The 26153-nt window shown below is 67.4% G+C and carries 28 protein-coding genes and 2 tRNA genes; 12 read left to right on the top strand and 18 right to left on the bottom strand.

Going from position 1 to position 26153, the window contains the following annotated elements:
* Window positions 1–18: 18 nt before the first annotated feature.
* Window positions 19–162: a hypothetical protein gene (locus VI056_03065; protein ID HEY6202001.1), complete on the top strand. Its 144-nt coding sequence runs from the start codon at window positions 19–21 to the stop codon at window positions 160–162.
* Here VI056_03065 and VI056_03060 read toward each other — a convergent pair.
* Complete coding sequence (locus VI056_03060) at window positions 159–776, bottom strand: CPBP family intramembrane glutamic endopeptidase (protein HEY6202000.1); 618 nt, start codon at window positions 774–776, stop codon at window positions 159–161. The two genes, VI056_03065 and VI056_03060, sit on opposite strands and share 4 nt — an antisense overlap.
* 308 nt (window positions 777–1084) lie before the next feature.
* Here VI056_03060 and VI056_03055 point away from each other — a divergent pair, with 308 nt between their 5' ends.
* A complete protein-coding gene (locus VI056_03055) occupies window positions 1085–1285 on the top strand; it encodes a hypothetical protein (GenBank protein HEY6201999.1) in 201 nt (66 codons plus the stop codon).
* A gap of 64 nt (window positions 1286–1349) precedes the next feature.
* Here the strand turns inward: VI056_03055 and menA are convergent, their stop codons facing one another.
* The gene (menA, locus tag VI056_03050; protein ID HEY6201998.1) at window positions 1350–3329 is read right to left on the bottom strand and encodes a 1,4-dihydroxy-2-naphthoate octaprenyltransferase; all 1980 of its coding nucleotides are present in this window, start codon (window positions 3327–3329) and stop codon (window positions 1350–1352) included.
* Window positions 3330–4772, bottom strand: a complete 1443-nt coding sequence (gltX, locus tag VI056_03045) for a glutamate--tRNA ligase (GenBank protein ID HEY6201997.1) — start codon at window positions 4770–4772, stop codon at window positions 3330–3332.
* Between the two features lie 28 nt (window positions 4773–4800).
* Here gltX and VI056_03040 point away from each other — a divergent pair, with 28 nt between their 5' ends.
* Complete coding sequence (locus VI056_03040) at window positions 4801–5469, top strand: DUF3105 domain-containing protein (protein ID HEY6201996.1); 669 nt, start codon at window positions 4801–4803, stop codon at window positions 5467–5469.
* A gap of 1 nt (window position 5470) precedes the next feature.
* On the opposite strand, the gene VI056_03035 is transcribed toward VI056_03040, so the two are convergent.
* Together VI056_03035 and VI056_03030 are read right to left on the bottom strand one after the other, a co-directional pair.
* Window positions 5471–6076 (bottom strand): sulfite oxidase-like oxidoreductase, encoded by a 606-nt coding sequence (locus VI056_03035; protein ID HEY6201995.1) that lies wholly within the window; start codon window positions 6074–6076, stop codon window positions 5471–5473.
* Between the two features lie 19 nt (window positions 6077–6095).
* Window positions 6096–6413: a DUF971 domain-containing protein gene (locus tag VI056_03030; GenBank protein ID HEY6201994.1), complete on the bottom strand. Its 318-nt coding sequence runs from the start codon at window positions 6411–6413 to the stop codon at window positions 6096–6098.
* Between the two features lie 18 nt (window positions 6414–6431).
* On the opposite strand from VI056_03030, the gene VI056_03025 reads away from it, so the two are divergent.
* Entirely contained in the window at window positions 6432–6761 is a 330-nt protein-coding gene (locus VI056_03025) for a tRNA-binding protein (GenBank protein HEY6201993.1), read from the top strand.
* A 7-nt stretch (window positions 6762–6768) separates the two neighbouring features.
* Here VI056_03025 and lepB read toward each other — a convergent pair whose 3' ends face one another.
* Entirely contained in the window at window positions 6769–7341 is a 573-nt protein-coding gene (gene lepB, locus VI056_03020; protein ID HEY6201992.1) for a signal peptidase I, read from the bottom strand.
* A 36-nt stretch (window positions 7342–7377) separates the two neighbouring features.
* Here lepB and VI056_03015 point away from each other — a divergent pair, with 36 nt between their 5' ends.
* Window positions 7378–7824 (top strand): hypothetical protein, encoded by a 447-nt coding sequence (locus VI056_03015; GenBank protein ID HEY6201991.1) that lies wholly within the window; start codon window positions 7378–7380, stop codon window positions 7822–7824.
* Here the strand turns inward: VI056_03015 and VI056_03010 are convergent.
* Together VI056_03010 and VI056_03005 are read right to left on the bottom strand one after the other, a co-directional pair.
* Window positions 7821–8687 carry a TIGR03560 family F420-dependent LLM class oxidoreductase gene (locus tag VI056_03010; protein ID HEY6201990.1) on the bottom strand — a complete coding sequence of 289 codons (867 nt, stop codon included), beginning with the start codon at window positions 8685–8687 and terminating at the stop codon, window positions 7821–7823. The two genes, VI056_03015 and VI056_03010, sit on opposite strands and share 4 nt — an antisense overlap.
* Window positions 8688–8696: 9 nt before the next feature.
* Window positions 8697–10061 (bottom strand): FAD-dependent oxidoreductase, encoded by a 1365-nt coding sequence (locus tag VI056_03005; protein ID HEY6201989.1) that lies wholly within the window; start codon window positions 10059–10061, stop codon window positions 8697–8699.
* A gap of 31 nt (window positions 10062–10092) precedes the next feature.
* On the opposite strand from VI056_03005, the gene VI056_03000 reads away from it, so the two are divergent.
* Window positions 10093–11583 carry a hypothetical protein gene (locus tag VI056_03000; protein ID HEY6201988.1) on the top strand — a complete coding sequence of 497 codons (1491 nt, stop codon included), beginning with the start codon at window positions 10093–10095 and terminating at the stop codon, window positions 11581–11583.
* Here VI056_03000 and VI056_02995 read toward each other — a convergent pair.
* From VI056_02995 to VI056_02975, 5 genes are read right to left on the bottom strand one after another with little or no spacing between them, the layout of a single operon-like run.
* Entirely contained in the window at window positions 11569–12327 is a 759-nt protein-coding gene (locus VI056_02995) for a class I SAM-dependent methyltransferase (GenBank protein HEY6201987.1), read from the bottom strand. The two genes, VI056_03000 and VI056_02995, sit on opposite strands and share 15 nt — an antisense overlap.
* Before the next feature lie 28 nt (window positions 12328–12355).
* Complete coding sequence (locus tag VI056_02990) at window positions 12356–12895, bottom strand: ferric reductase-like transmembrane domain-containing protein (GenBank protein ID HEY6201986.1); 540 nt, start codon at window positions 12893–12895, stop codon at window positions 12356–12358.
* Between the two features lie 45 nt (window positions 12896–12940).
* The gene (locus tag VI056_02985; protein ID HEY6201985.1) at window positions 12941–13312 is read right to left on the bottom strand and encodes a hypothetical protein; all 372 of its coding nucleotides are present in this window, start codon (window positions 13310–13312) and stop codon (window positions 12941–12943) included.
* On the bottom strand, window positions 13312–14589 hold the full coding sequence (locus VI056_02980) for a DUF1501 domain-containing protein (GenBank protein ID HEY6201984.1): 1278 nt from the start codon (window positions 14587–14589) through the stop codon (window positions 13312–13314). Before VI056_02980 ends, VI056_02985 begins: the two co-directional genes overlap by 1 nt.
* 10 nt (window positions 14590–14599) lie before the next feature.
* A complete protein-coding gene (locus tag VI056_02975) occupies window positions 14600–16333 on the bottom strand; it encodes a DUF1800 domain-containing protein (GenBank protein HEY6201983.1) in 1734 nt (577 codons plus the stop codon).
* Between the two features lie 109 nt (window positions 16334–16442).
* On the opposite strand from VI056_02975, the gene VI056_02970 reads away from it, so the two are divergent.
* A complete protein-coding gene (locus VI056_02970; GenBank protein ID HEY6201982.1) occupies window positions 16443–17714 on the top strand; it encodes an MFS transporter in 1272 nt (423 codons plus the stop codon).
* A gap of 58 nt (window positions 17715–17772) precedes the next feature.
* Window positions 17773–18708, top strand: a complete 936-nt coding sequence (locus VI056_02965) for a hypothetical protein (GenBank protein ID HEY6201981.1) — start codon at window positions 17773–17775, stop codon at window positions 18706–18708.
* Here the strand turns inward: VI056_02965 and VI056_02960 are convergent.
* Both VI056_02960 and VI056_02955 read right to left on the bottom strand, forming a co-directional pair.
* Complete coding sequence (locus tag VI056_02960) at window positions 18705–20576, bottom strand: ABC transporter ATP-binding protein (GenBank protein HEY6201980.1); 1872 nt, start codon at window positions 20574–20576, stop codon at window positions 18705–18707. The genes VI056_02965 and VI056_02960 overlap by 4 nt on opposite strands.
* A 20-nt stretch (window positions 20577–20596) precedes the next feature.
* Window positions 20597–21721 carry a DUF3048 domain-containing protein gene (locus tag VI056_02955; GenBank protein ID HEY6201979.1) on the bottom strand — a complete coding sequence of 375 codons (1125 nt, stop codon included), beginning with the start codon at window positions 21719–21721 and terminating at the stop codon, window positions 20597–20599.
* A 69-nt stretch (window positions 21722–21790) separates the two neighbouring features.
* Between VI056_02955 and VI056_02950 the strand changes: the two genes are divergently transcribed.
* Together VI056_02950 and VI056_02945 are read left to right on the top strand one after the other, a co-directional pair.
* Entirely contained in the window at window positions 21791–21958 is a 168-nt protein-coding gene (locus VI056_02950; protein ID HEY6201978.1) for a hypothetical protein, read from the top strand.
* Window positions 21959–22089: 131 nt separating this feature from the next.
* The gene (locus tag VI056_02945) at window positions 22090–23211 is read left to right on the top strand and encodes a DEAD/DEAH box helicase (GenBank protein ID HEY6201977.1); all 1122 of its coding nucleotides are present in this window, start codon (window positions 22090–22092) and stop codon (window positions 23209–23211) included.
* 302 nt (window positions 23212–23513) lie between these two features.
* Here the strand turns inward: VI056_02945 and VI056_02940 are convergent, their stop codons facing one another.
* Window positions 23514–24170 (bottom strand): HAD family hydrolase, encoded by a 657-nt coding sequence (locus VI056_02940; protein HEY6201976.1) that lies wholly within the window; start codon window positions 24168–24170, stop codon window positions 23514–23516.
* A 93-nt stretch (window positions 24171–24263) separates the two neighbouring features.
* A tRNA-Gly gene (locus VI056_02935) sits at window positions 24264–24334 on the bottom strand.
* Window positions 24335–24391: 57 nt separating this feature from the next.
* Here VI056_02935 and VI056_02930 point away from each other — a divergent pair.
* Window positions 24392–25003, top strand: a complete 612-nt coding sequence (locus tag VI056_02930) for an HD domain-containing protein (protein ID HEY6201975.1) — start codon at window positions 24392–24394, stop codon at window positions 25001–25003.
* Here the strand turns inward: VI056_02930 and VI056_02925 are convergent.
* Complete coding sequence (locus tag VI056_02925; GenBank protein HEY6201974.1) at window positions 25000–26052, bottom strand: MBL fold metallo-hydrolase; 1053 nt, start codon at window positions 26050–26052, stop codon at window positions 25000–25002. The two genes, VI056_02930 and VI056_02925, sit on opposite strands and share 4 nt — an antisense overlap.
* Between VI056_02925 and VI056_02920 the strand changes: the two genes are divergently transcribed.
* Window positions 26014–26087 (top strand) — tRNA-Glu (locus VI056_02920). The genes VI056_02925 and VI056_02920 overlap by 39 nt on opposite strands.
* Window positions 26088–26153: the final 66 nt, after the last annotated feature.

Raw genomic sequence — 26153 nt, 5'->3', positions numbered from 1 at the left:
CTTGCGTAGCGCCATCGCATGTATTTGTCAGCCGATATGGCATTCAGCATCGGCCTCCTCGCCGGCTGGCTCGCGTTGGTCGTCTGGCTCGTCTGGCCCGACCCGCACTGCGCCTGCTGCGCCAAGCGTCTCGCCGAGCGCATCCGGGACCGCTCCTCCTAGACCGTCGTCTGCGGGTCTTTCTCGCGCTCGGTGGGCGCGAGGAGGAAGATCCAGATGTCCCAGGCAACGTGGCTGGTGATGAGGGCCGGCATGCTCATGCCGATCGCCCGTAGAAGTCCCCAGTAGATCCCCGCGACCGTCGCGGCGCCGATGAGCGTCGCGTTCCCGGTGACGAGATGCGCGCCGCCGTATGTCATGGCCGCGCCGGCCGCGCCGATACGGCGCTGCACGAACCCCCGCCAGAACAGCTCCTCGGCCGGGCCGATGATCGCCGCGAGTCGCGCGGCGATCTCGGACTTCGGGCGCAGCGAGCGCAGCGCGTAGATGTCGCCGATCTCCTGCGATCCGCTGGGCATGACCGCGCGCGCCATGCGGTCGCCGGCCTGGAAGATCGCATAGAGGCCCGCTGCCGATAGCAGGCCAAGCGCGACGTCACGCTCGCGGAAACGCAACCGGCGTAGCTCCGCATCGTTCGCCAGTGCCAAGTTGCCGAGCACGAAGCCGGTGAGCGTCATGCGCTCCCAGAAGCGTGCGCGCGACCCGCGGAAGGTCAGGCCGAACAGGCCGAACGCCATCGCGAGGCCGATCGGCACGACCGGTCCGCGCTTGCTCACGCTCGGTCTCCTGTTGCTGGAGGCACTTGAGGAAGTATCGCCGCGCGGCGATCGCATCGGTGGGCGTATCGCCGTGCACGAAATGTGGAAATCCCTCTTGTGTTCCGCGCGCGCCTCTGGTACATCTGCGTCCTTCGCGCATCGGAGCGCGAGAAAGGAGAGTTGATGACCGTTCCGTTCATCGCATCAACGCGGGAGGCGAGCTCGGGCTAGCGCTGTAGACGCACGCTCACGGCGCTGTATGGCCACGGGCTCCTCCCGTGGCGTTTTTGTTTTCTGGACCAAAACACGGCGAAGGGAGGAGACCGATGGCCAGTCAGAAGTGCTGCGACAGCGAATGCGACAACCACGCCGTCCAACGATCGCTCTACCGCCACGCGCTCAACGCCCTACAGCTCGCGTCGCGCTCGGGATGCGCCTCGAAAGAAGCGCTCGAGCTCGCCGAGCGATGCGTCGAGCTGCTGCGGGCGGCCGACGGCGCACTTCAGTCGGTCGCTGAGCGTCAATGACCCCGTTCGTTGCAGGCGCGGCGGCTGGCGGACCAACCGGTCTCCAGCCGCCGTATCGCGGCGGTCAGCGGGTCGCGATGGCCGCCGCGATGATCAGCCCCGCGACCATGAGGTAGCCGAACGCCGCGTGGAGCTGTGCGGTCTGCAGGTCGATCATCGCGATGGCGCGCTGCTGACCGCTCGCTCCGAACTCCGCGCTGCGGATCTGGCGCACGAGCAGCGGCAGCGAGAGGATCGCGAGCAGCGTCCACGTCGGTAGCAGGCCCACGAGGACCGCGGCCGTGAGCGCGATGTACGCGCCGACGACCAGCGCGAGATATAGCCAGTGCGCCGCCTGCCGGCCCATCCGGACCGAGAAGGTTCGCGCACCCGCTCGCGCGTCCTCGCTGATGTCGCGCCACTCGTTGCCGTGCAGGATCGCCGCAACGAGGAACCCGACCGGGATGCTGATCGCGAGCGCGCTCCAGTCGATCGTGCCGGTGATGACGAAGTACGACCCCACGACCATCAGCGGACCCATGAGCATGAACACGAGCGGGATCCCGTAGGGGCTGAACTTGTACTGGAACGGCGGCGCGGTGTAGGTGTAGCCGCCGATGAGGCCGGCGAGCCCGAGCGCGACGACCGGCCAGCCGCGGACCGAGACGAGGAACAGGCCGAGTGTGAAGGCGAGCGCGAACGCGGCGACGGCCGCGACGTACGCCTCACGGTCACTGATGCGTCCCTTCACGATCGCGTGGCTCGCGCGCGGCGAGACGATCGTGTCCACGCCCTTGCGCACGTCGTAGATCTCGTTGGTGACATTGGTCCCGATGTGCAGAAGGACGCCGGCGACGAGCGAGACGAGGAACAGCGTCCAGTCGAACCGGCCCTCCACCGCGGCGAGCGCGCCGCCCACCGCGGTCGGCACGGTCGACGCCGTGAACGAGAACGGACGCGCGATCTCCCAGTACGCGCCGATGCGGTCGCGCAGGCTCGCCGCCGCGCTCCTCTTCTGCGCGCCGAGCGCGGCGCGGGCCGCGACGGTCCCGGCCTCGCCGCTGCCATACGCGACAGCGGCATCGAGGACCGCTGAGATCTGGTCCTCGTCCTGAACGACAGGCTGCAGGATCGGAAGGTCCATACCTGCCTCGTGGTACTCCCAGGCCCGATCCGCGATCTCGCGTCGCGTTCCGCAGACGATGAACGCGTCGAGGAGCTCGTCGGGGATGAGCCCGCCCGCCGTCGTGTAATCCTCCTTGCGCCAGTGCACCGCGATGCGGTCGCGCAGCTCGGGCTCGAAGCCGGCGCGGTCCAGGGTCACGTCCGAGAGGATGCTCATCATGAAGATCACGAACGGCTCGCGCTTCGCGCGGTTGAGTGCGTCGCGCCGCGTGTCGCCGACGAGCGCGAGCAGGTAACCCGCGACGTCGATGTCGTTCGGATCGCGACCCGCCGCACGCGCCGCCTTGTTCATCACCCGCAGGAGCTTCTTCAGCCCGGGGATCGATTCGGCGGGTCGCGCCAGATACCCGTCGCCCTTCTGACCCGCGAGCTCCATCACCGGTGAGCGGTAGCCCGCGAGGTAGATCGGCACACGATGGACCGGCGGGAACATCGGCTGCAGCGGCGGCAGGCCCGGCTTTCCCGAAGGCATCCGCTCGCCTTTCCACAGGGTGTGCAGCGTGTCGATGGCCTCGCTCGACTTCGTGACGGCGTCTTCGGGCGTGTACGGGATGCCCATCTGCCCGAGGCGCAGCGGGAGCGCCGATCCCATTCCCAGAAGGATCCTCTCGGGCGCCATCTCGTCGAGCGCACTGATCGTCATCGCGATGAGCACGGGGTGGCGGGTGAACGGATTGAGCGCGCCGAGGCCGATCTTGATGTCCGCTACTTGCGCCGCGACCGCGCTCGCATAGGTGACGGCGTCGCGCTCGAAGTAGGAGTCGTGGATCCAGATGGACTCGAGACCCGCCGAGCGAGCACGCTCGGCCCAAGCCACGACGTCCGAAACGTCACCGCGTGCATTGAGACCCAGACCGACGCGACGTGCGAGGGTGGCCATCTAGTCCACACCTTTCTCGAGAAGATCCTGCGCGCGCTCGATGCGCGCCAGCGCGCGCTCCCTGCCGAGAAGCTCGAGGGATTCGAATAGGGGCAGGCCGACCGTGCGGCCGGTGACCGCCACCCGGATCGGGTGGCTCGTGTCCTTGAGGCTCCAGCTCATCTCCGCGGCGATGCCTTCGATCGCCGCGCGGATCGCGGCGTGCTCGAACGGCTCGACGTGATGGAGCAGGATGGTCGACTTCACGAGCACGTCGAACGTTTCCTGCGGCTCTTTCTTCTTGGGCACGAGCGATCTGGGTTCGTACGCTGGCGGCTCCGCGAAGAGGAACTCGAGCTGGTCACGCGCCTGGGCGAGCGTGGCCATCCGCTCGCGCAGGAGCGGCAGCGTCCTCCGGATCACCTCGCGATCCCACTCCGACGGCACGAACCCCCCTAGACGTCCGAGCAGGTCGTCCTCACTGAGCCTGCGGATCCACATCCCGTTGAACCAGTCAAGCCGAGCCTTGTCCCACTTCCCGCCGGCGCGATGCACCTGGTCCATGCGCCAGCGCGCGATGAGCTCGTCCACCCCGAAGATCTCTTCCTCGGTACCCGGTGACCAGCCGACGAGCGCGAGGTAGTTCACCATCGCTTCAGGCAGATAGCCCTGCGTCTTGAACTCCTCCACTTGCGTGGCACCGTGCCGCTTCGCGAGCTTCTTGCCATCCGGTCCCAGCACGTTCGGGAAGTGCGCGATCGGTGGCAGCTCCCAGCCGAACGCGCGGAAGATCAGGACGTGCTTGGGGGTCGAGGGAAGCCAGTCTTCGCCGCGAAAGATGTGGGTAATGCCCATCACGTGATCGTCGACGACCACCGCCAGGTGATACGTGGGAAAACCGTCTGACTTGAGGAGCACCTGGTCTTCGATCGTATTGATCGGCCACTCAACGTGGCCGTACACAAGATCGTCGATCGCGAGAGTTCCTTCGTCCGGCACCTTGAGTCGCACCACGTGCGCCTCGGTCTTGGCGCGCTCCGCTGCCACTCTCGGGTCGATGTTCCGGCAGAAGCGGTCGTAGCGCGTGATCTCCTTGCGCGCGGCCTGCTGGGCGCGCATCGCGGCGAGGCGCTCCTTTGAACAGAAGCAGAAGTACGCATCACCGGCATCGACGAGCTTCTGTACGTGCTCCTGATACAGGGGCAGGCGCTCCGATTGGATGTATGGACTGTGCGGGCCGCCCTCGCGCGGGCCCTCGTCCCAGGTCACCCGCAGCCAGCCGAGTCCGTCGTAGATCGAATCCACGGCGCCGGGCACAAGGCGGTCCTGGTCGGTGTCTTCTATCCGGAGGACGAGCTTTCCGCCGTTCTGTCGCGCGAAGAAGTGGTTGTAGAGCGTCGTCCGGACGCTCCCGATGTGGAGCGAACCGGTGGGGGATGGCGCGAAACGGACGCGGACGGTCACGTCCTCAAGTCTAGGTATCCTGAAAGCGATGACAGTCACGACACGCCGCGACCGGCGCGAACGGGAGAGGACCAGGCAGCAGCGCCGCCGGAACGGCGGTGGCAGCCCGGCGCCCAGGCGACGCATCGGCCAGGGCTGGATCGTCTTGGGCGTCGTCATCGCGTTCATCGCGCTGGTCCTGGTCGCCCGCGCGCTCGGCGCGTTCGACGCGCCGGCGGCGCCGATCGACGTGAACGCGCAGCAGTTCGACACGACCGGACAGACGGTGGGCACGAAGGTCGAGGCGCTCAGCCCCGAGCACATCCCTTCCGGACAGACCGGGGTCTACAACTCGGTGCCGCCGACATCCGGACAGCACTGGGCCGCGCCCGCGGCTCCCGCGCCGTGGGGCATCAAGGACGTGAACCTCAAGGACGAGGTGACGACGCACAACCTCGAGCACGGGGGCGTCGTGATCGCCTTCAACAACCTCTCGACCACTGAGGTCGATCAGCTCAAGAAGATCGTTCGCGACCTGATGTCCGCCGGTTTCCCGAAGATCATCCTCGAGCCCTACCCGAAGCTCACCGACGCGAAGGTCGCGCTGACCGCTTGGTCGTGGCTGTACAAGCTACCGACGGTCGATCAGACGCAGATCGTTCGATTCTTCCGCGCGCACTACGACCCGGTCGAGGCACCGGAGCGGGGAACGCCCTAGCTCAGTCGTCGCCCCAGTAGCGCTGCTCTTTCCACGGATCGCCGGTGTTGTGATATCCGTTCCGCTCCCAAAAACCTGGCTTGTCGACGTCTGAGAACTCGATGCCGCGCAGCCACTTCGCGCTCTTCCACGCGTAGAGGCGCGGCACCACAAGACGCGCGGGTGAGCCGTGCTCCGCTGTCAGCGGCGCGCCGTTCGCGCGCAGCGCGATGAGGCAGTCGTCGCGCATGCAGTACTCGAGCGGCGTGTTCGCGGTGAAGCCGTACTCCGAGTGCGCGATGACGAACTTCGAGTCGGACTTCGGCTTCGCGAGGTCGATGATCTTCGCGAACGGGATGCCTTCCCATTTCTGATCGAGACGCGACCAGGTCGTGACGCAGTGCATGTCCGCCTGGACCGCGGTCTGGTCAAGCTTCTGGAATTCCTCCCAGTTGAGCTTGAACTCGTTCATGACGTTCCCGAACACGCGGAACTCCCAGGTCTTCGGGTTGAACGGCGGCACCGGGCCGTAGTGGAGCACCGGCCACTTCTCGGTCAGGTACTGGCCGGGCGGGACGCGCGCCGCCGTCTCCGGCGGAAGCTCGGCCTTCTTCGTGAAGAACTTCATGACCTTCGCTCCATCTGGATCATTCGAGGCCCGAGGCGCGTCGCAGCATCTTGAACGTGTAGATGCCCGTGTCGTGACCGTCGCCCCATGACGGCGTTAGACCGTAGCGACCCACGGGGAATACTTCTTTCAAGGTGGTCTGTTCGTCGGTGAACTTCGTGTCCTCGTTCACCTCGCCCTTGTACGCGCCTTCCCCATGACAGTACGCGCACATGCAGGCGCGGCGAAGCGGCTCCCATGGGTACTCGCTCACGTTGCCGTCGTCCCATGTGACGCGCAGGACGCGCGTCGGCGCGACGATCTCCCAGTCGGTCGCTCGGTGGAAGACATCGCTCACAGGTCCGATGATACGGAGATGGCGACGATCGAAGACTTCCAGAAGATCGAGATGCGTGTCGGGCGCGTCCTCGCCGTCGAAGACTTCCCCGAGGCGCGCAACCCGAGCTACAAGCTGACGATCGACTTCGGCGCGCACGGCACGCGCCGATCGTCCGCGGCGGTGCGGCGGTGGTACCAGAAATCCGACCTGCAACATCGTCTCGTCGTCTGCGTGACGAACTTCCCGCCTCGACGCATCGCGACCTTCGACTCGGAAGTGCTGACCCTGGGAGCCATCGAGGAGGACGGTCGCGTCGTGCTGCTGCGTCCGGATGACGATGCTGAGCTCGGGAGCCTGATCGGCTAGCTGCGCGTCACCAGTCGAAGAAGTTGAGGCGGTCGACCGGCCAGAACCGCACGATCACCTTGCCGATGATGCGGTTGTAGGGCTGTGCGCCGAATGTCCGCGAGTCCTGCGACGAAAGGCGGTTGTCGCCGAGCGCGAAGAACGAGGCGTCCGGGACCTTGTACGGGTATTTGATGTCCGGGACCTGCGGCAGCGTGGCGCCGTGCGCCTGTGCGAAGAGGCGCAGCTTTCCGTCGACGTAGAGGTTCCCGTCACGCAGCTCCACCGTCTCGCCGGCGACGGCAACGATGCGCTTTACGTACGGGATCTGCGTGTCGATCGTCGGGTTGAACACGACGATGTCGCCCGGCTGCGGCGACGTGAGGCGATAGTCGACCTTGCTCACCAGTACGCGGTCGTTCTGTAGGAGTGTCGTCTCCATGCTGCGCTGGCGGACCTCGGTGACCTGCACCACGAACAGGTTCAGGACGACCGAGATGATCACGGCGAGCGCGAGCGCCTGAACGATCTCGAGGATGGCGCGCCACGAGAACGGTGCGTCGTTCAGGGGTTCAGCGCGGTAGGCCTCGGGTGTGCTCAAGAGACTTCAAGTGTCGCACGGTCTAGCGTTCATCGCGTGACGCGTGCTCGACTTCGCTTTCCCGTCGGCGATCCGATCGAGGTCGAGCTCGACGAGGTCGAGACCTACGGGCCTGAGATCACGGGATTCCGGGCGTGGCTCGGCGCGGTATCGGCGTCGGATCAAGGTCGCTGGGTGATCCGTTTCGCCGATGAGACCGTACTGGGCTTCCAGCGCAGCGAGCTGAGGCGCATCCGTCTCACGCCCGACGGTGCCGACATCACGCTTGGCGACGCGGAGCAAACACGGACGCTCGCGGTCGCCGAGGAGGACGTCGCGTCGTTCGGTCCGGAGCCGCAGGGCGCGCGCGCGTGGCTCGGGCGTCTCGCGCACGGAAAAGGCGAGGCGTGGATCCGGATGCGTGACGGACGCGAGGTGCGTTTCGCGATCGGCGATGGACCACACGTGAGCTTCCGCGATCCGGCCGCGCCGCCGACGGGCTAGACCTGCGCCAGCACTTCTTCACCGAGGCGGCTGATCATCTCGCCGGCGCGGTCGCGCGGGAACGCTAGAAGGAGTCGATCGAGACCAGCTCGTTCGTAGCCGCGGATCCGGTCGAGCAGCTCCTGTTTCGATCCGTCGTCAGGGCCGAGCTCCGCACTTACCCAGTGCGAGAGCGCGATCGGTCGCTGGCGCTTCGCGTCGTCGCAGACCTTCCGCACTTCTGCAAGTGCAGCGGCCATCTCGCCGGCGCTGAGCGGCGCGCCCGCCGGTCCACGTCGGCCGAGATCGAAGCCGTCCGCGTAGCGCGCGGCGAGTCGCATCACACGCGGGCCGCTGCCACCGACCCAGATCGGCGGATGGGGATGCTGCGCGGGCTTGGGTGAGCACACCGCGTCCTCGATCCGGTAGTGCTTGCCGTGGTACGTGGCGCGTTCGCTCGTCCACATGCGCTGGCAGATCTCGAGCGTGTCCTTCAACTGGTCAACGCGAGCGCCCGCTGACGGGAACTCGTATCCGTACGCGCGGTACTCCTCCGCCTTCCACCCGGCCCCGATACCGAACTCGAAACGTCCATCCGATATCTGGTCGACGCCGGCGACGATCTTCGCGAGCAGCGCGGGATTCCGGTACTGCGCCGCGGCGACCAGCACGCCGAGACGGATACGCGTCGCGTCGCGCGCGAGAGCGGCGAGAAGCGTGAACGCTTCGAGGCAGTCGCGGTCGGGAACGCCCACTGGTCCACCGAAGAAGTGATCGCTGACCCAGAACGACTCGACGCCGACGCGCTCGGCCTCGCGCGCGAAGTCGCGCAGCTCGACGTATGTGTGACCGGCCGCGGGAGAGAAGATGACCGCGAGCTTCACCCGCCGATGCTAGCCGTCCTTCGCGATGTGCTCCGCGATCTCGCGACCGATCCGCGCGGCGTAGTTGGTGCCGCGATCTTCGGGATAGATCTGGGTCGTGTTCGCGAGATACAGGCCGCGCCGCGGCGACGAGAACGGAAGGATCCGGTGCCGGTTGCCGATGCGCGGGACCGGCTGCGCGGCGTCCTCCCGGAACGACCAGTACCGCAGCACGTCCTTTTGATCGAAGCGCGGGTTCATCTGACCGAGCGCGGCGAGGTAGTGGCGGAGCAGCTCCTCGGTGTTCATGCGCGTGAGCGGATGACCGCTCGCGACGTAATTCGACACGTAGAGATAGCGGGCCGGATACCGCTCAGGCGGTACGAGGTTGGTGTGCTCGACCAGACCCAGGAACGGCACGTTGCTGTCGGCGATGTTCGTCCAGTACGTCGGGCTGTACTGACGGCGGAGCTCGAGCAGCAGCACGACCGCGGTCTCGTAGGTCCAGTCGTCGAGGCGGCGCCCGAAGTCGGCCGGCCACTCGGTGAGTCGACGCGTGACGAACGTCGGCGTGGTGAAGAGCACTGCGTCGGCGCGGCCCGCGAGCGCCGCCTCCACAGGACTCTCGCCGGCGCGACGGCGATAGGCGCCCGGTCCCGCGCAGTGCAGCAGATAAGCGGGCTCGCCCCGCTCGGTGACGTCGTCCTCACTGACGCGAAGGACCTCACGGTCGACGATGATCTCCCCGCCCAGCTTGCGGATCTCGGTCGCGAGCTTCTGACAGATCGCGCGGAACGATCCGCGCGGGTAGCCCAGCTGCTCCTTCGTCGCGCCGCTGCCGCGGAGCCTGCGGCGCAAGCGGAACTTCGACCAGAGCCACGCGAGGGGCACGCGTTCGCTGTCTGCGCCGAACTTTCCGAGCATGAGCGGCGTCCACACGGACGCGAGCGCGCGCTCGCCGGAGGCACTGCGCAGCCAGTCGAGCGCGCCGATGTCGTCCATCCGCTCCCAGTCGGTCCGCGCCGTCAGGCGGAGCACCGAGTATCCGAGTCGCAGGCGGTCGACGAGCGGAAGCGGTCGGTAGTTGAGGAGATCGAGCGGGCTCACGAAGGGCCATACGCGACCGCGCGCCCAGATGCCGACGGACGACGTGTGCCACTCGAGCTCGCCGGGCAGCAGCTCGTCGTGCAACGCGATCATGTCGCTGTCGCTTTGGAACAGGTGGTGGTAGTAGCGGTCGATCCACACGCCGTTCCCGAGATCGAACGCACTGGCCTGGCCCGAGACATCGGGCCATCTCTCGTACAGCGTCACCGGGTGTCCGCGGCGCGCGAGCTCGCGGCCGGCCACCAGTCCGGCCACACCCGCGCCGACGATCGCTACCCGCCGCGGCACCAGCGCACAGGATGCGCGAATCTGTTTCGCGATGCGCGTCGGAGCGGTCGCGGTCCCGCTGCTGGTCCTCGTCTCGATCGCGGTGCTCCTGCCGAATCAACCCGCCGGCCGCGACCCCGCGGAGGACTCGGGCGTCTTCTTCTACGCCGCGCAGCGCCTGCTCGACGGCGGCGCGCCTTACCGCGACATCTGGGACCACAAGCCGCCGGGCGTGTACTTCGTCGATGCCGTGGGCATCGCGCTCGCGCACGAGACCGGCGTGTGGCTCGTACAGCTCGCGTTCTTGATCGCGGCGTCGCTGATCGGCTACCGGGCGCTGCGCCGCGAATTCGGCGTGGCGGCCGCGCTCGTCGGCTCACTCGCGTGGCTCGTCGCTCTGCCGCGCCTCTTCCTGTCCGACGCCGCACAGACGAGCTTCGTCGAGTTCTACGCCCTGCCGCTCCAGTTCGCGGTCCTTCTGTTGTACGGCGTGCCCCTCACGCGGTCGCGCGCGCTCGGCATCGGCGCGCTCGCCGGCGCGATGCTGCTGTTCAAGCCGACGCTCGTGGGCATCGTCGTCGCGGTCGCTCTGGTGACCCTCCTGCGAGCCAGGCGCGCCGCCGTCACGCCGGTCGCGCTCATCGCCTTCGGTGCTCTCGTCCCGCTCGCGGTCGCCGCGGCATGGGCCACCGCGCGCGGCGTTCTCGGAGAGATGCTGGATCAGGCCGTCGTCTACAACCGCGCGTACGCGGGCTTCGCGCCTCTCTCGGATCGGATCGACGCCGTCCTCTCGGGTCTCCGACTCACGCTGCCGTCGGGTCTCGCGGTCGTGGCCGTCGGCGCGTGGCTGTACGCGATCGCATCGCGCCGGTTCGCGTCGGCCCTCGTCGCCATCGCTCTTGTCGCGTTGCCGCTCGAGATCGTGCTCTCGACGTGGGGCCGCGGGTACCACTACTACTTCATCCCGTGGCTGCCCGCGATGGCGATCGTCACCGCGTTCGCGGCGAGCGAGCTGCAGCGTGTCGTTCCATCGCGTGTCGCGCGACCGGCGCTGGCGGCCGCGGTGCTGCTCACGTCGGTCCAGCCCGCGCTCCTGGTCTCGCGTCTGGCGCTGACGACCGCAGACGGAAGGATCCGCTCCGCTGCCGCGTACGTCGCCTCGAACACGCGGCCGCAGGACACCGTGCTTATCTGGGGCTCGCACGCGGAGGTGCTCTTCCTCGCGGATCGGCGGTCGCCCACGCGGTACGTCTACCAGTACGCCGCTCTCTCGACGCGCGGCTACGCGACGCCAGCTCGCGTGGAGGAGCTCCTGGCCGATCTGCGGCGCGCTCGGCCCACGCTCATCGTCGATTCTTCGCGCGACAGCTTCGTGACACCACCGCTGGATCTCGCCGGCCTGAGCTCGTGGGCCTCGCCGGAGCCGCAGTACGCGGCCCTACCGGAGCTCGAAGGTGTCGTCGAGTTCGTCGTGGCGAATTACGATCGCGCCGGAACGGAACCCGCGACAGGCTGGCCGCTGTGGCGGCTACGAGCGCCTTAGGACCAAGCGGCGCTGGCTGGCGAAGACACCTGGCGCGATCGCGACAAGCGCGGTGTCGATGAGGTCGACCACGCGGAGCGCAGTCCAGGGCAGCGGGACGTACGGGACGCTTGCGGTAACGCCGCCGGAATTGAATTGGATGAAGAACTCGGACATCCCCGAGTCCACGACCGCAAATTCCGGGTACCGCTCGCGAAATCGCTTGAGGTCATCGAAGAGCAGGTTGGGGATCGCGCAGTTCGCGCTCCAGGGATCGCTCGGATCGTTGCATGGACGGGTTGGATCGAACGGGTCAGCGGAGAAGTCGTACCCTTCGTGGCCCGTCGCGCGGAGCGCGATGCGCGTCGTCCACGAGCAGTTGCATTCCTGGATGAGCATATGCCCGCCCGCACGGAGCACGCGCGCCGCGCCACGCAAGAATCGGTCGGGGAATGCGAGGTGGTGGATCACGTTGTTCGCGATGAGCACGTCGATGCTCGCGTCGGCATAGGGGAGCTCGTGCGCGTCGACGACGCGCTTCGCCCACGGACGAGCCTCCGCGTCGGTGAGCTCGAGCGTCCCGGCGTGCAGGAACATCTCGCTGAAGCCGGCGCCACAGCCGATCTCGACCGCGTACGTCCGAGCTCCGAGGTAGTGCTGCATCCACGAGAAGCGCTTGCGCAGCACGAACTTGAGGTTCGATCCCGGGCGCTTCGCGTACTGTTCGCGCGCGCGTATCGCGTCACCGGCGTATCGGACGATCACGGCACGGAGACTAACGAGTTATCGATGCTCAGGCGGGGAGGCGACCCCACACGATGCGCGTCACGCCGATGATCGCGAGCGCGGCCGCAGTGGACCATGCGATCGCGGACACGAGCGGCGCGTCGAAGTCGGTGCCGGACTGTGCCGCGTGGAAGAAGATCGCGACGAACGCGATGTAGCTCGTGCGGTGGATCCACATCCAGAGCGTGTTGTTCATGCGCCGTTTGAGCCAGCTCGTGACGGTCACGACCATGACGATGTCGAACGCGACCGTCCCGAGCCCGATCGGCAGGAAGTAGGGCTCGTACGGATTCACGAACGGCACGACGATGTCGATGGGGCGGATCTGCGCGGTCTTGTCGAGGAGCAGCGAGACGATGTGCGCGAAGACGAGGGGCAGCCAGAGCGGCGTCGTGAAATCGTGCAGCTTGCGGATGGCGCGGTTCGACGCGAGGAAGTCGAGGACCGACGTCCGCAGCGCCTCGCCGGAGAGGACCGAGAGCGACAGCACCGCGAACGCCGTGAGGCCGGTGATCCGCGCGAGGAACCAGAAGGTGAGGTCGTTCACAAGGAGAGGCTAGGCGAGCGAGGGAGCGTCGTTGTTAGGAAAGGGTCACGAAACGTGCGTGATCGTCACCCGCGGCAGCGCCGTCGCGCGGACGCCGGCCTGCAGCGTGATCTGCGGAACGGGCGCCGGGCGCAGCGTCGGCGCGCGGGTGGGCGACGGCGTCGGCCCGGCCGCGGTCGCGCGGGCGGTCGGTGGTGGCGTCGTGGGCGGTGGCGGTGTGGTCGGCGTGACCGTGCGAAACGGAAGCGTCGGCACAGGCGTCGGCGAAGGTTCCGGTGGCGCGGCCGGTCTCTCGGCGACCGGCGGCTGCAGCGGCGCGTTCGGGTTCTTCGGGTGCGCCAGCGCGTAGCTCGTTGAACCGAGGAGCGACAGCGTCGTGATGCCCGCGGCCAGCACGCGAAGCGCCCAAGGCGGCACTAGGCGGTCGCGACTGCCGCGATGCGCTCGAACTGCCTGCCCAGGACCTCCTGCGCGTCGACCTTGAGGTGCGACTCGAGGATCTCCTGGTAGACCTGACGGAAGTCCACGGTGTACTTGAGGCTACCGCCTCGATCGAGTGCGCTCAGGCTCGGCGCCTCGCCGTAGAAGCCGCCTTTCACCGTGTCCCCGATGAGGAACATCGGCGCGGCCGCCCCGTGGTCGGTCCCGCCGTTCGCGGTCTCCGCTGCGCGGCGTCCGAACTCGGACCACGTCGCGATCAGCACTCGGTCGGCCATTCCGTATGCGGTGAGGTCGGCGTGGAACGCCGCGATCGCGCTGTCGACGTAGCCCATCAGGCTGTCGACGCGCGCCATCTGCTGGTCGTGCGTGTCGAAGCCGCCGAGCGTGACGTGCAGGATCTTCGCGCCGACGCCGCTGATGATCAGCTGCGCCGCGAGCTGCAGCGCCGACGCGAGCTGGTTGCGCGAGGAGTACACGAGGTTGACGTTGTCGTTGTATGACGCGCGCGGTGTGTATTTCTCGCGCGCGAGCCGCAGCCGCGCCATCGTGTCGCGCGCGCTGAACACCGATGTGTCGAAGAGCGCGCCGTAGATGCCGGGCGTCCCGTTGTAGATGACGCCCATCGCGCGTTCGGCGTCCGTGCCGTTGAACTTGAACGTGTTCTGTCCGTTCACGACGGACAGCGTGGCGTCGAGATCGCGCAACGCGCCCGGGATCTCGGACGAGCCGCAGGCGCAGCCGACCAGCGGGTGGCCGGCGGAGTCGTAGTTCGCCGCGATCGTCTTTCCGAGCCATCCGTCCTGCTGCCGACGCATGGGGTCGCCGGTCTCCCAGATGCGGATGGAGTCGAAGTGCGAGTAGTTCGGCTGCGGATACCCGACGCCGTGGACGATCGCGACCTTGCCCTGGTCGAAGAGCGTCTTGACGCCGCGCATCGACCGGTTCAGGCCGAAGTTCCCATCGAGGGGGAGCGCGGTGTTGGCCGCCTGCGAGAGCTGCGGCCGCAAGGTGCGCAGTCTCGGGTCCTGGAGCGGGATCACGGTCTGGAGCCCGTCCGCGCCGCCGGCGAGCTGGATCATCACCAGAACGCGGTCGTTCATCACGCCGTCGCGCTTGCCGCCGTAGACCGCGCGGGCGAAGACGTCGGGCACCGCCGCGTAACCGGCCGCGAGACCGGCCGCGCCGGCCCCGAAGACGAAGCCGTTCTTGAGGAAGTCACGACGTGAGAGCCGTGAGAGATCGGTGGCGCCCATTACGCGTACCTCATTTCAGCTGGAACTCCGGCGATGCGAACACCGCGAACCAGCGCGACTTGTCGTCGCGCGCGAGATTCAGCTCGTTCACCGTGCCCTGGGCGAGCACGGCGTCGAGGTGGCGCTCGTGAGCGCGCGCCGCGGACGGCGCGGTGCGCATCGATCCGAGCGCCGCGGTGACGAAGTTCGCGCGCTGCAGCATCGTGTTCGAGGAGATCCACGACGCCCCATCGCCCCAGCCGGCAACGCTCGGTGGGTCGAACAGGTTCTGGCCGAGCGTCGGGCCGTACTGGCGGATCGTCGCGCTGAGGTTCGTCGCGCCGAGCGCCTTTGCGGTCGACACCATGAAGTCGGTGGGCGACTTGATGAGGGCGCGGAACGTATCGGGCGCGACGAATTCAGGGCTGGTGAGGATGTCGCGCATCAGCAGCTTCGTGTCGTAGCGCGATCGGCGGAAACGATCCGCGAGTCGCGCGATGTACGCATCCGAAGGGCTCGGCGTCACGAACGACGTGACGAGTCGCCGCGCGATGTACGGCGCCGTCGCGTCGTGGGCCAGGATCGTATCGACCACGCTCTCGGTGTTGAACGTCCCGGTCTTGCCAAGGAAAGTCACCGCGCCGGCGTAGGCGCGCCGCGCGTCGAAGATGCCGGTCTGGCCGGTCGGTTCGGTGCGAGCCGGGAGTCGCCAGCCCGCGAGCGCTTTCGCCGCGGCCTTCACGTCGTCCTCGGTGTAGTTGCCCACGCCCATCGTGAAGAGCTCGAGCAGCTCGCGCGCGTAGTTCTCGTTCGGCGCGCGCCCTGTGCTCGCCGCGAGGTCGAGGTAACGCAGCATCGCGAGGTCTGGCGTGACCTTGAGCAGCATGCTCTTGAAGTCGCCGAGGGCCATCCGTCGCCACGTGAGGTTCTGCCAGTAGATCGCGGGCGAGTTCGTCCCGACCTTGCGGTAGTCGCTGGTGAAGTGCCCGTGCCAGAAGAGCGTCATGCGCTCGGCGAACGGCGTCGGGCTCTTCGTCATCCAGTCGAGCCACCAGCTCTGGAGGTTGCCGATGTTGATCGAAGTCGTGTTCGTCATCACCCCCGGCACGCTCGGGCCCGCGCTCGCCGCGACCGCGCCCATGCTCGGTGCGGTGGTCGGGCTCGGCCGCACGGTGAACGTCGTGATCGGCGCCGACGTTGGGGAGGGCTTTGCGGAGCCGCTTGCGCTCGCGCGCGGTGCCGTTGACGGCGAGGCCGACGGCCGCGGTGCGGCCGGAGCGGGGAAGACCGGCGGCTCGACGAAGGGCGATTCGATGACGCGCTCGACCGTGCGCGCGAAGCCCTCCGACAGCGCGCGGTCGAGCTCGGCGTCGGTCGCGCCGAACGTGGCGCGCCGCAACAGATGCGTGACCTTCGCGCTCTCCTTCGCGAGCGGAGAGATCCAGTCGACGTCGCCGGCGAGCTTCGGCGCTGCGATGCCGCTTATCGGTGGCTGCAGAGCCACCGCGGGACGGACGTTGATCGCCGGCAGCGTCGCGGGCCGCGGCTGCGGGATGTTCGCCGGGTCGAGGTCCTGCGATCCGAAGAACGAGTCGTCGGGGACGCCGAACATTGCGTCGTACTCGTCCACCGAGTCCGACAGGCCGGTCGACATGGACATGTCCATCGCATCCATGGCCGAATTGAGCGAGGCGGTCGCATCGAGGTTGCGCAGGCCGAGGATCCTGGCGCCCGCGACACCCGCACCGGCGGCGAGAGCGGTCACCAGCACCCTTCGTCGTGTCGGCCCGGCGGGGGCCGCCTTCTTTCCCTGCGCGCCCATTCCCTAGGCCGCAAGAACGAAGGCTCTCTGGCGACGGTACGCTCGCGCCGAAGTGTCAACACCGTCGCTGTGGCGGCATGCGGATTTCCTCAAGCTTTGGACCGGACAGACGATCTCCAGGCTCGGGTCCGTGGTGACGCGCACCGCCCTTCCGCTCGTCGCGCTCCTCGTGCTCGGCGCTGGACCCCGCGAGATGGCCTACCTGGTCATTTCGGCCAGCCTGGGGGTGCTTGTGGTCGGACTCGTCGCGGGTGCCTGGGTCGATCGACTCAGACGACGACCGATCCTCGTCGGGACCGACATCATCCGCGCGGTGCTGCTGTTCTGGGTCCCCGTCGCGTACGCGATCGGCGCCCTGCGGATCGAGCAGCTGTACGCGGTCGCTTTCCTCGAGGCGTGCCTCGCCTCGCTGTTCAACTCGGCGTATCCGGCTTACGTGCCATCGCTCATCGGGACCGACCGCGTCGTCGACGCGAACAGCAAGCTGGCTACGAGCTCGTCGATCGCCGAGATCGGCGGCCCGGGGCTCGCGGGAACCCTCGTGCAGATCGCCGGCGCGCCGTTCGCGATCCTCGTCGATGCGTTCTCGTTCGTGGCCTCGGCGGTGTCGCTCGCGATGATCCGCAGTCCCGAGCCCCTGCGACCCGTGCGCGATACGACGACACGGATCGCGCAGGAGATCGTCGAGGGCCTCTGGGTCGTGCGGCGTCACGCCGTCGTCTTCCCGCTCGCGCTGCGATCGATCCTCGGCCACATCTTCGGATCGTTCTACGGCGTCCTCTATTCGCTCTACCTCTTGCAGGACCTGCACCTCGATCCCTTCCTTCTCGGGATCGTGATCTCCGCCGGCGGCGTCGGCTCGCTGGTCGGATCGGTCTTCGCCTCGCGCGTGATCGCAGCTCTCGGCATCGGCCCCGCGATCATCTGGATGGCGCTCGGGTCGTCGGCACTCGGTGTGCTCACGCCCCTGGCCCAAGGTCCAGTCCTCCTCGCGACGCTCATGGTGTTCCTGCCGCAACTCATCGGGGACGGACTGCAGACGATCGAGGGGGTGGGGGAGATCTCGCTCGTGCAGGGCCTCATACCCGATCGGATCCTCGGTCGCGCGAACGCGACGCTCGAGGTCGTCTCACACGGGATCGGCTTCCCGATCGGCGCGCTCGCCGCGGCCGCGATCGCCGAAGGGATCGGGGTTCGCGGCGCGATCGCCGTCGGATGGGCCGGCATGGCCGCATCGCTCCTCTTCCTGATCTTCTCGCCGCTGCCACGAGTGAGGACGGCGGCCGAGTGGCGGAGCTTGGAAGCTCGTCCAGCAAGCGGCTAGCAGTTACGCGCGTCGATGTCGGATGACCGGGGCCGCCGCTGAGTTCACCATGTTCACTGTGACGCGTGGAGTCGTCGTATTGCTCCTCCTGCTCGCGTCGTGCAGCCCGGCACCGTCCGCCGCGACGGCGCCGTCCCTCAGTGCGACGCCGACGCCGTCGCCATCATCGGCAAGCACGATGGCGGTGCGTGTGATGAGCGAGGCGCAGGTGTGGGCGGCGGTCCGCGCGGCCCTTCCACCAGGGACGCCTGTCGCGATGCCCAGGTGGTTGCCCGCGGCGCTCGATCGCGACCACGTGGAGATCCGCGATCTCTCTGCGGATTCGGCCGATCCGCGCTACATCGTCGCGTTCCTCGCAGGCAACAAGGAGATCGTCCTCGCGCTCGGACAGTTGCCCGAGGTCAACGGCTCGGGCTACGGCATGCGTGTGCGCGGGGTGCCGGCCACGCTCACTTTTCCGACCTCGCTGTGGAACGATGCGGCGACACCGGCAACGCGTCGCGTTCGTTGGAGCGAGGGCGGCCGTGTCCTATCTATCACGTCGGACACCTTCACCGGTGACGATCTCTTGCACGTCGCGTGGTCGCTCGATCCGACTGGCCAGCCGGCACCCGCGAACACCTACACGAGAGTGAATGAGGGCACGTGCGCGAAACTGGGTGGCGCGCCGGAGGACACGGTGCGCACGCTGATGGCGCTTATTGGGCAGCACCAACCCGATGCCGCGCTCGACTGCTTCGCAAACGAATACATCGGTGAGGCCAGCGTGGGCGTCGGGACGATGTGGGGCGACCTGCCGGCGGCGACCCTCAACGAGATGAAACAGGTCTCGGTCACGGGCGGGCGTCCGGTCATCCAGGCGTCGTGGACCTTCGCATCGGACCCGGGCGGCGCGTGGGGCACTCGGCCGACGCGCTTCTTCGATCTCGGGCTCGAATCCGGCCGCTGGCGGATACACGCGATCAACAGCGCAGCGATCGGTCCGCCGCCCTAGGCGCGCGTCTTCAGCAGCTCCGGGAAGTACGCGGAGGCCTGCATCGTGAAGAGCTCCGCGTAGCGGCCGTCGAGCTGCATGAGCTCGTCGTGCGTTCCGTGCTCGACGATCTGTCCTTCGTGCAGCACGTAGATGCGGTCCGCCGAGCGGACGCTCGAGAAGCGATGCGAGATGAGGAGGACGGACCTGCCCGCGAACAGGTCGCGGATGCGGGTGAAGAGGTCGTGCTCGGCGCGCGCGTCGAGCGCGGCCGTGGGCTCGTCGAGCACGACGAGCGGCGCGTCGCGGAAGAACGCGCGGGCGAGCGCGACACGCTGCCACTGACCGATCGAGATCTCCTTGCCGCCCATGAAGACCGGGCCGAGGATCGTGTCGTAGCGCTCCGGCCATTCGTTGATGAACGATGTCGCGCCGGCGCGCTCCGCGGCACGGATGACCGCGTCGGCGTCACCGATCCGCTCGACGCGGCCTAGCCCGATGTTCTCGCGCGCGGTCAGCATGAAGCGCGCGAAGTCCTGGAAGAGCACGGCCACGCGGTCGAAGATCCAGCCCGACTCGCGCGTCGACGCGTCGACGCCGTCCCAGAGGATGCGGCCGGCGTCGGGCGGGTATAGACCGCAGAGCACCTTCGCAAGCGTCGTCTTTCCGGAGCCGTTCTCTCCGACGAGCGCGATGACCTCTCCCTTCCGTATGTCCAGCGACACGTCGGACAGCGCCGCGCGTGCCGGCGCCGGGTCCTTCGGACTCGTGCGCGGATAAGTGAACGTCACGTGTTCGAGCTCGATGCGCTCGAACGGCGTCCCGGGACCTGGGGTGGCGAGCTGGAGCGCCGGTGCGAGCGCGGAGAATTCCTCCCAGTCCTCGAGGAACAGGCTGGCCTCGTACAGCTGCGACATGTTCTGGACGATCCCGTTGAGCTGGCCGTTCAGCTGCTGGCTCGCGACCACCGCCGCGCCGGCCTCCGCCACGCCGATCCGATGGTCGATCACGAGGTACGCGAGCGCGCCATACGTGAGCGCGCTGACCGCCGCCGAGGCGCCGCTGCTCAGCGCCTGATAACGCGCGCGCTTGCGCAGATTCTTGCCCAGCTCCTCGAGGCGCTCGTTCGAGAGGCGCTCGTAGAGGGCGCGGAGATAGCCGGCCAGGCCGAACGCGCGGATCTCCTTCGCGTACTCGCGCTGGGTGAAGAGGTTGAATACATAGCTGCGTTGACGCTCGTTCGGCGTCATCGAGCGGAAGAACCTATACATCGTGCGGCTCGTCGCCATGCTCGCGAGCCACATCGGGACGAAGCCGATGACCGCGATGAGAAGGAGCACTGGCTGGAGCACGTACAGCGCGGCCGCGACGCCGACGATGAGTGCGACACCCCGCACGAGCCCGATCGCCGCGCCGGTCACGCCCATCATCCGACCCATCGCGTTCATCGCGCGCCGGAGCAGGTCCTGGAACTCCGGGGTCTCGAAGCGTTTCAGGTCGATCGCGATGATGCGGTCGAGCAGGACCGAATTCGTGTGCCGCTCGACGATCGCGGACAGCAGCGATTGCTGCTGGTTCTGCATCAGGTTGGCGGCACTGCCAAGGAGCGACAGCCCGATCGTCGCGACCAAGAGCTGCCCGACACGGCCGACGTCGCCGCCGCTTCCGGTCGCGAGGACGGCTGCGATGAGATCCCGTGTGATGACGAGCTGGGCGCCGACGATGACCGCGCTCACGGCCTGTGGCGCGAGGCTCACGACGAACCGGCGTGGCGCAGCCTCCCAGACCAGGCGGAACGATGACGCGAGAACGCGCGGCACCCGGCGCAGCTGGCGTCGCTCCGGTGGGATCTCGGGGCGCTCGCTTCGATGGTCGCGGTAGAAGATCACCGGTCGAGATTACGTCGCTGTTACTGCGAGCTGACCTTCATGTCGAGCGGGATGACATGGATCCACGGCTGTCCGGGAGACAGAAGGATCTGCTCGCCAGCCGCGTTCCTGAACACGAACGGTGAGAGGTCGTCCTTGCGCGACCACGTGCCGTCCTGGCGAAGTCCGTCGCGGAAGACCGTGGCGGGCCCGGTGCCCGTCATACGCATGTCGTTCGAGAGCGCGCCCGCGGCGTCGACGATGTCCGGCACGTCCCAGATCTCGGTCTGGATGATCACCACGTCCGTCGCCGACACGGGCTTGTTCGTGAGGGCATCGACATCGCGGGCGGGCCGTCCGGCGGCGTTCTGGAATCGCGCGTAGGTCTTGGTCGCAGCGTCGTACTGGTAGCTCACCGCAGAGGTATCCGCGCGATAGGGGATGGCGATCTCCGTCGCGGGTACGCCGCCGCTCATGCCGGCGAGCGTGGCCGGATGATCCTGCGACACGAGGAATGCCCACTTCGGGATGTCGTTCGCCGTCTCTTTGCCGAGCTGCTTCAGGTTCTGTCGTTGGTTCGCGGCGCTGGTGAACAGGTTGTACGGAGCGGCCCGGAAGTTCACGCGGAAGTAGCCCTGCGCATGATCGGCCGAGAGCTCGATGTACTTGCCCTGGTCGGCGTCTTTGCTGATGAGCGACCAGGCGTACGCGGATGTCCCCGAGTACACGAGCGCGCCACGGACCATCGGTGTCAGCGAGCGATCGACGAGCCGCGCCGAGCGGACGCCGCCGATCGTTGCCGGGTCCTGCGTCTGGAAGATCGCCGCAAGCCGCGTGACGCCGCCCTCGACGATGATCTCGAACACCAAGTCCGCCTGTGTGATGGCGTAATGGGGCCGCGCGGCGGGCGCGTTGTCGATCTTGATCAGCAGGGGCCTCCGGTTCGTCGCCGCGCCACTCGCGGCTGGCAGGCCGCTGAGCGGCCAGCACTCCTCACAAGCCGCCGCGGGATCGAGGGTCGCCTTCGGCGTCGCGCTCGCGCGTACCGTCGATGCGGCCGGCGAGGGCGAGAACTCGATCGTCTTCGGGGCGCCACAGGCGGCGACGATCACTGTGCTCGCGAGGAGGAGGGCGAGTGACCGTGTGTACGAGCGACTGACGTGCATCTGTGATGACTCTAAATGAGCGGCGAGCACGCGTCATGCAGCGGCGACATCCGAACAGGAGGTGTTCACATGCCGCAGAAGGCTTGGACAGCGAAGCGCGAGCGTCAGTACGAGCACATCAAAGAGAACGAGCGAGAGCGTGGTCGCTCGACCGTGACCGCCAAGCGGATCGCTGCCGCGACGGTGAACAAGACTCGGTCGGCGAAGGGAGAGACCAAGGCGTCGAATGGGCGCTAGCTCGAGCGCTGTGTTACGCTGAAGTGAGAAAATCACTCGGGTCCTTCAAGAAATAGCCGGCGGTCGCGTCGGTGAACAGCGAGCCGAGTCACATTTCGGCTCGCTTTTTTGTTGCCCGCAAAGGAAAACTGTTGATCTCGCTTACCCCCGATCTCGACCGCGCTGTGAAGCAGCTCGGCTGGACCACCTTCACGCCCGTTCAGGAGCTCGCGATACCGGCGCTTCGCTCGGGACGCGACCTCTTCGCCCAAGCGCAGACGGGCACCGGCAAGACCGGTGCTTTCGCCCTGCCCATCCTCGAGCGCGTCGAGGGCCGCGCCGGTGCCCCATTCACCCTCGTTGTCGTACCGACGCGGGAACTCGGCCAGCAGGTCGCCCGCGAGATCGAGGTGCTCGGACGCTTCCGTCATGCGCGCGTCGTCGCCCTGTACGGCGGCGTTGGTTACCGCGCGCAGGAAGACGCCCTGCGTCGCGGAGCGCACGTCGTCGTCGGCACGCCCGGACGTCTCCTCGATCTGGCGTCCCGGCGAACGCTCGACCTCTCGCGCATCCGGGTCCTCGTGCTCGACGAGGCCGACCGCCTGCTCGACCTTGGCTTCGCACCGGACATCGCGCGCATCGTCGCGCTCCTGAGGGGCCCGCGGCAGACCGCGCTCTTCTCGGCAACGCTCACGAACGACGTTCGAGCGGTAGCACGCAAGTACACCAAGGATCCGGTGAGCGTGACGATCAAGCCGGAAGAGCCGATCGTTGCCGCGATCGACCAAGCCTGGGTGCAGGTGCGCGAGACCGACAAGGTCGCCGCGCTCCACGAGATCCTCCGCCGCGATGATGTCGTGCGCACACTTGTCTTCCGGCGCACAAAGCACGGCGCCGACAAGCTCGTAAAGGCGCTCGAGCGCCTCGGCAGCCCGGCGCGCGCGCTGCATGGGAACGTCGGCCAGCACGAGCGCGAGCGTGTGCTGGAGGGGTTCCGCAGCGGCCGCATCCCGACCCTCGTCGCGACGAACCTCGCGGCGCGCGGGATCCACGTCGCGGACATCGGTCACGTCGTGAACTTTGACCTGCCCGAAGATGCCGAGACCTTCGTGCACCGCACCGGTCGCACCGGCCGCGCGGGAAAGCGCGGCGTCGCCTTCACCTTCGTGAACGAGACGCAACACGCAGCGTTCGCGGACCTGCGGCGGCGTGCGAAGGTGCCCTTCCGCCAGGAACGACTTGGCATCGGATCAAGGGTCAAGATCCCCGCTTAGCCTGTAGCTCCTCCGACCCAGCGCCGTCTTGCTTGCGCCACCGGATAGCCACAGGACAGGCTCGGGTGGGCCAAAGGCGGGATTACAGCGACGGCCGACGCCGTCAGCTCGAGCGGTTGGAAGATCTACTCCTATAACCCTGGTGGTGGGCTCAGCTCGAAGCAAGCCATCGGCAATGCGACGGCTGCCGCCCAGTTCGAGTTCCTCTCGACCCCTGACGATGCGCTTCTCGCGACAAAACAACCGGACGGCGCGCATGGGACGCTGAACGGGAAGACGATCACCACGTTCAAGTTGATCAGCTACGCGATCGAATAGCCCTTAGCGATCAACTCGGTCAGGTCCGCGATTCCCCCGATCACGTGGTCGGGGGCAGGGCCGTTGTGAGCATCGTCCGCGTACTTGCCTTGCAGCACGTGGACCGTGGTGAGTCGAGCTTTCCACTGGGTCTTCAGCGCAGCGAGGATCGCGGCCTTGTCGTCCACCGCCACGTAGTTGTCGGCGGGAAAGAGGCGCGCGACGGCATCGAGACAGCTCTCCTTATGCGGGAACACCAGCACGTTCCCGCGAACCGCGTCGGCGACGCCGGAGCGAAAGACCTTCAGCGGTTGGAACACCGGGTCGCCGTCAGACAGCACCACCGGCGTGCCGGCCTGCCACAACGCGGCGAGCACATTGATCGTCGCGGGGTAACGCGCTTCTGCGTAGGGGAAGTCGAGGATCACTCTGTCGAGTTGGCGCTGCCGATCTGCGGGCTCATTCGCCGTGCGATGAAAGCGATCGAGCGTCTCGAGGAAGTCGACATGGTTGAATTCGTCGCGGACCTCTTCGTAGATCTTCCAGAAGCGGTCGGCCAGCGTGGCTCCCAAGAGACGACGCGTACCCTCGGTGAGCTTCTCGCGCACCGCGTCGTTGTCGATCAGCGTGTTATCGAGATCCAGCAGGAACACGACCGCCATGCGCGGAAAGTAACGCCCTCGTGCCCTGGCCCGCCATGGCCTTCGCTTCGGGCGGTCCGGGCCGACGCACAAGACGCAACCTGGCGTTCCCTGAGCGGGTGGCGGGAATCGAACCCGCACCTCAACCTTGGAGGGGTCGCACGCTGCCACTACGCCACACCCGCATTTGCCAGAACGAGCCTGAAAGCGAACCTTGGCGATGAGATTCTATTCTGCGCGATGTGCTGACCGATAGCGATCTCCTGCGAGTGTTTCCGGCGATCGCGTCCATCCGTGAGGCGCGACTGCGCAAGCTCGCGACCGATGTGTGGCGCTACGTCTCTGAACGCAATCCCGCATGGACCGACATCGAGCGCATCCCTCTGCACCCCACGATGCCGATCGCGACGCACGGCAACCTCGTGAAGCACGTGATCGCGATGGCGCGTCTCAGCGAAGCGCTGGTGCCCATCTACCGCGACCTTTGGAAACAGGAGCTCGATCTCGACACCTTCCGCACCGCCGTGTACGTGCACGATGCCGCGAAGGTCATCGAGTTCAGTGAGAAGGACGGCGCGGTCGCAGGCATACCTGGATACAACCACGCGATCGAGGCCGGCCGCATCGTGCGAGAGCTCGGCGGACCCGAGCCTCTCGCACACATGGTCGAGGCCCACTCGTTGTCGGGTCCGTTGGTGGTCCCACGCACCCGCGACGCACAGCTGTTCCTCCTGATGGACCCGATGTGCCTCAATGTCTTCCCGGAGCAGGGGCCAGGCGTCCTGGAACGGCATCTCAAAGCGAATGGTCGGGAGGATCCGCGCACGCTCGAGCGGTACCGCTCGCCGATCTAGGTCGTTCGCCAGCGCGCGGGTGATCCGTCGATCTCGCGCACGCGACCCTTCCGATCCAGGTGCCGTAGGTGCGCGAGGGTCTCCGCGAGCGCGAAGCGCTCCTCGTGCGCCGAGCGCAGAACAGGGAATACGATCCGCGCGATGGCATAGGCGTCGCGCTCGGCGGTACCGACCGCGGCGACAGTCACTTCGAGTCGCGTCGCATGATGGGCGAGCAGCTCGTCCACACGGCCGGCGAGATCGTCGAACGGATCGCCGTGCGCCGGTAGGACGCGCTTCACCGGCAGGTCGCGCAGCCTTGTGAGGGCGCCGAGGAAGTCGCCGAGCGGATCGTCGCGTGACGATGGGTAAAGCCCGATGTTCGACGTGATCCGTGGAAGCACGTGATCGCCGGCGAATAGCACGCCATCGCGTTCGTCGATGAGCACCGCGTGGTAATCGGTGTGCCCCGGTGTCCAGCGAAGTCGCGTCGCGCGGCCGCCGAGATCCACGCTCTCGCCGTCGTCGACGCCGCCGACGTGCTCGAGATCGTCGACGCGCTCGCCCATCGCGATCCAGGCTTGTCGCATGCCCTCGTCGACGTCGCGCGGCATGCCGTGGCGCACGAACCAGTCGTACGTCGCGTCGATCGCTTCGTGCCCCTTCGACCAGGTGCGCCGAGCCGCGGCGATCTCGGGTGTGTGCATGAGCACTTCGGCGCCCGCGCGCTCGAGCGTGCCGGCCATGCCCATGTGATCGGGATGGAGGTGCGTGACGAAGACGCGCTGCACGTCTTCGGGGCCGATGCCCGCGTCGGCGAGTCCGCTTCGGAGCGCGTGCTCGGCCTCAGCGGTGTGAAGACCGGCGTCAACGAGGCTCCAGCCGTGCGCTGCCTCGACGAGGTAGGCGTTGACGATCGAGAGACCGCGTATGGGGAGGGGAATGGGGATACGCCGGATGCCCGGCGCGACAAGATCGCTCAGCGCGCGGGACGACCGCTGCAGGTCACGCTCGGTACAATGGAAGCCTCCGGCCCGTTCGTCTAGCGGCCCAGGACACTGCCCTCTCAAGGCAGAGACCACCGGTTCGAATCCGGTACGGGCTACTGCTTGCTGCCAGCTTCGCGGGCAACAAGCAGCTGCACAGCGCGAGCGGAGCGAGCGCGATGTAC

Source organism: Candidatus Limnocylindria bacterium, from assembly GCA_036523395.1.
Taxonomy (GTDB): Bacteria; Chloroflexota; Limnocylindria; order P2-11E; family P2-11E; genus CF-39.
Note: the sequence above shows the minus strand (reverse complement) of the source record. Positions and strands in the feature narration are given on the sequence as shown.

Excerpts from the sequence above, each read along its gene's own strand:
- VI056_03065 (HEY6202001.1), top strand. The coding sequence starts at position 19 with ATGTATTTGTCAGCCGATATGGCATTCAGCATCGGCCTCCTCGCCGGC.
- VI056_03055 (HEY6201999.1), top strand. The coding sequence starts at position 1,085 with ATGGCCAGTCAGAAGTGCTGCGACAGCGAATGCGACAACCACGCCGTC.
- menA (HEY6201998.1), bottom strand. The coding sequence starts at position 3,329 with ATGGCCACCCTCGCACGTCGCGTCGGTCTGGGTCTCAATGCACGCGGT.
- VI056_03040 (HEY6201996.1), top strand. The coding sequence starts at position 4,801 with ATGACAGTCACGACACGCCGCGACCGGCGCGAACGGGAGAGGACCAGG.
- VI056_03035 (HEY6201995.1), bottom strand. The coding sequence starts at position 6,076 with ATGAAGTTCTTCACGAAGAAGGCCGAGCTTCCGCCGGAGACGGCGGCG.
- VI056_03025 (HEY6201993.1), top strand. The coding sequence starts at position 6,432 with ATGGCGACGATCGAAGACTTCCAGAAGATCGAGATGCGTGTCGGGCGC.
- VI056_03000 (HEY6201988.1), top strand. The coding sequence starts at position 10,093 with ATGCGCGTCGGAGCGGTCGCGGTCCCGCTGCTGGTCCTCGTCTCGATC.
- VI056_02980 (HEY6201984.1), bottom strand. The coding sequence starts at position 14,589 with ATGGGCGCCACCGATCTCTCACGGCTCTCACGTCGTGACTTCCTCAAG.
- VI056_02955 (HEY6201979.1), bottom strand. The coding sequence starts at position 21,721 with ATGCACGTCAGTCGCTCGTACACACGGTCACTCGCCCTCCTCCTCGCG.
- VI056_02950 (HEY6201978.1), top strand. The coding sequence starts at position 21,791 with ATGCCGCAGAAGGCTTGGACAGCGAAGCGCGAGCGTCAGTACGAGCAC.
- VI056_02940 (HEY6201976.1), bottom strand. The coding sequence starts at position 24,170 with ATGGCGGTCGTGTTCCTGCTGGATCTCGATAACACGCTGATCGACAAC.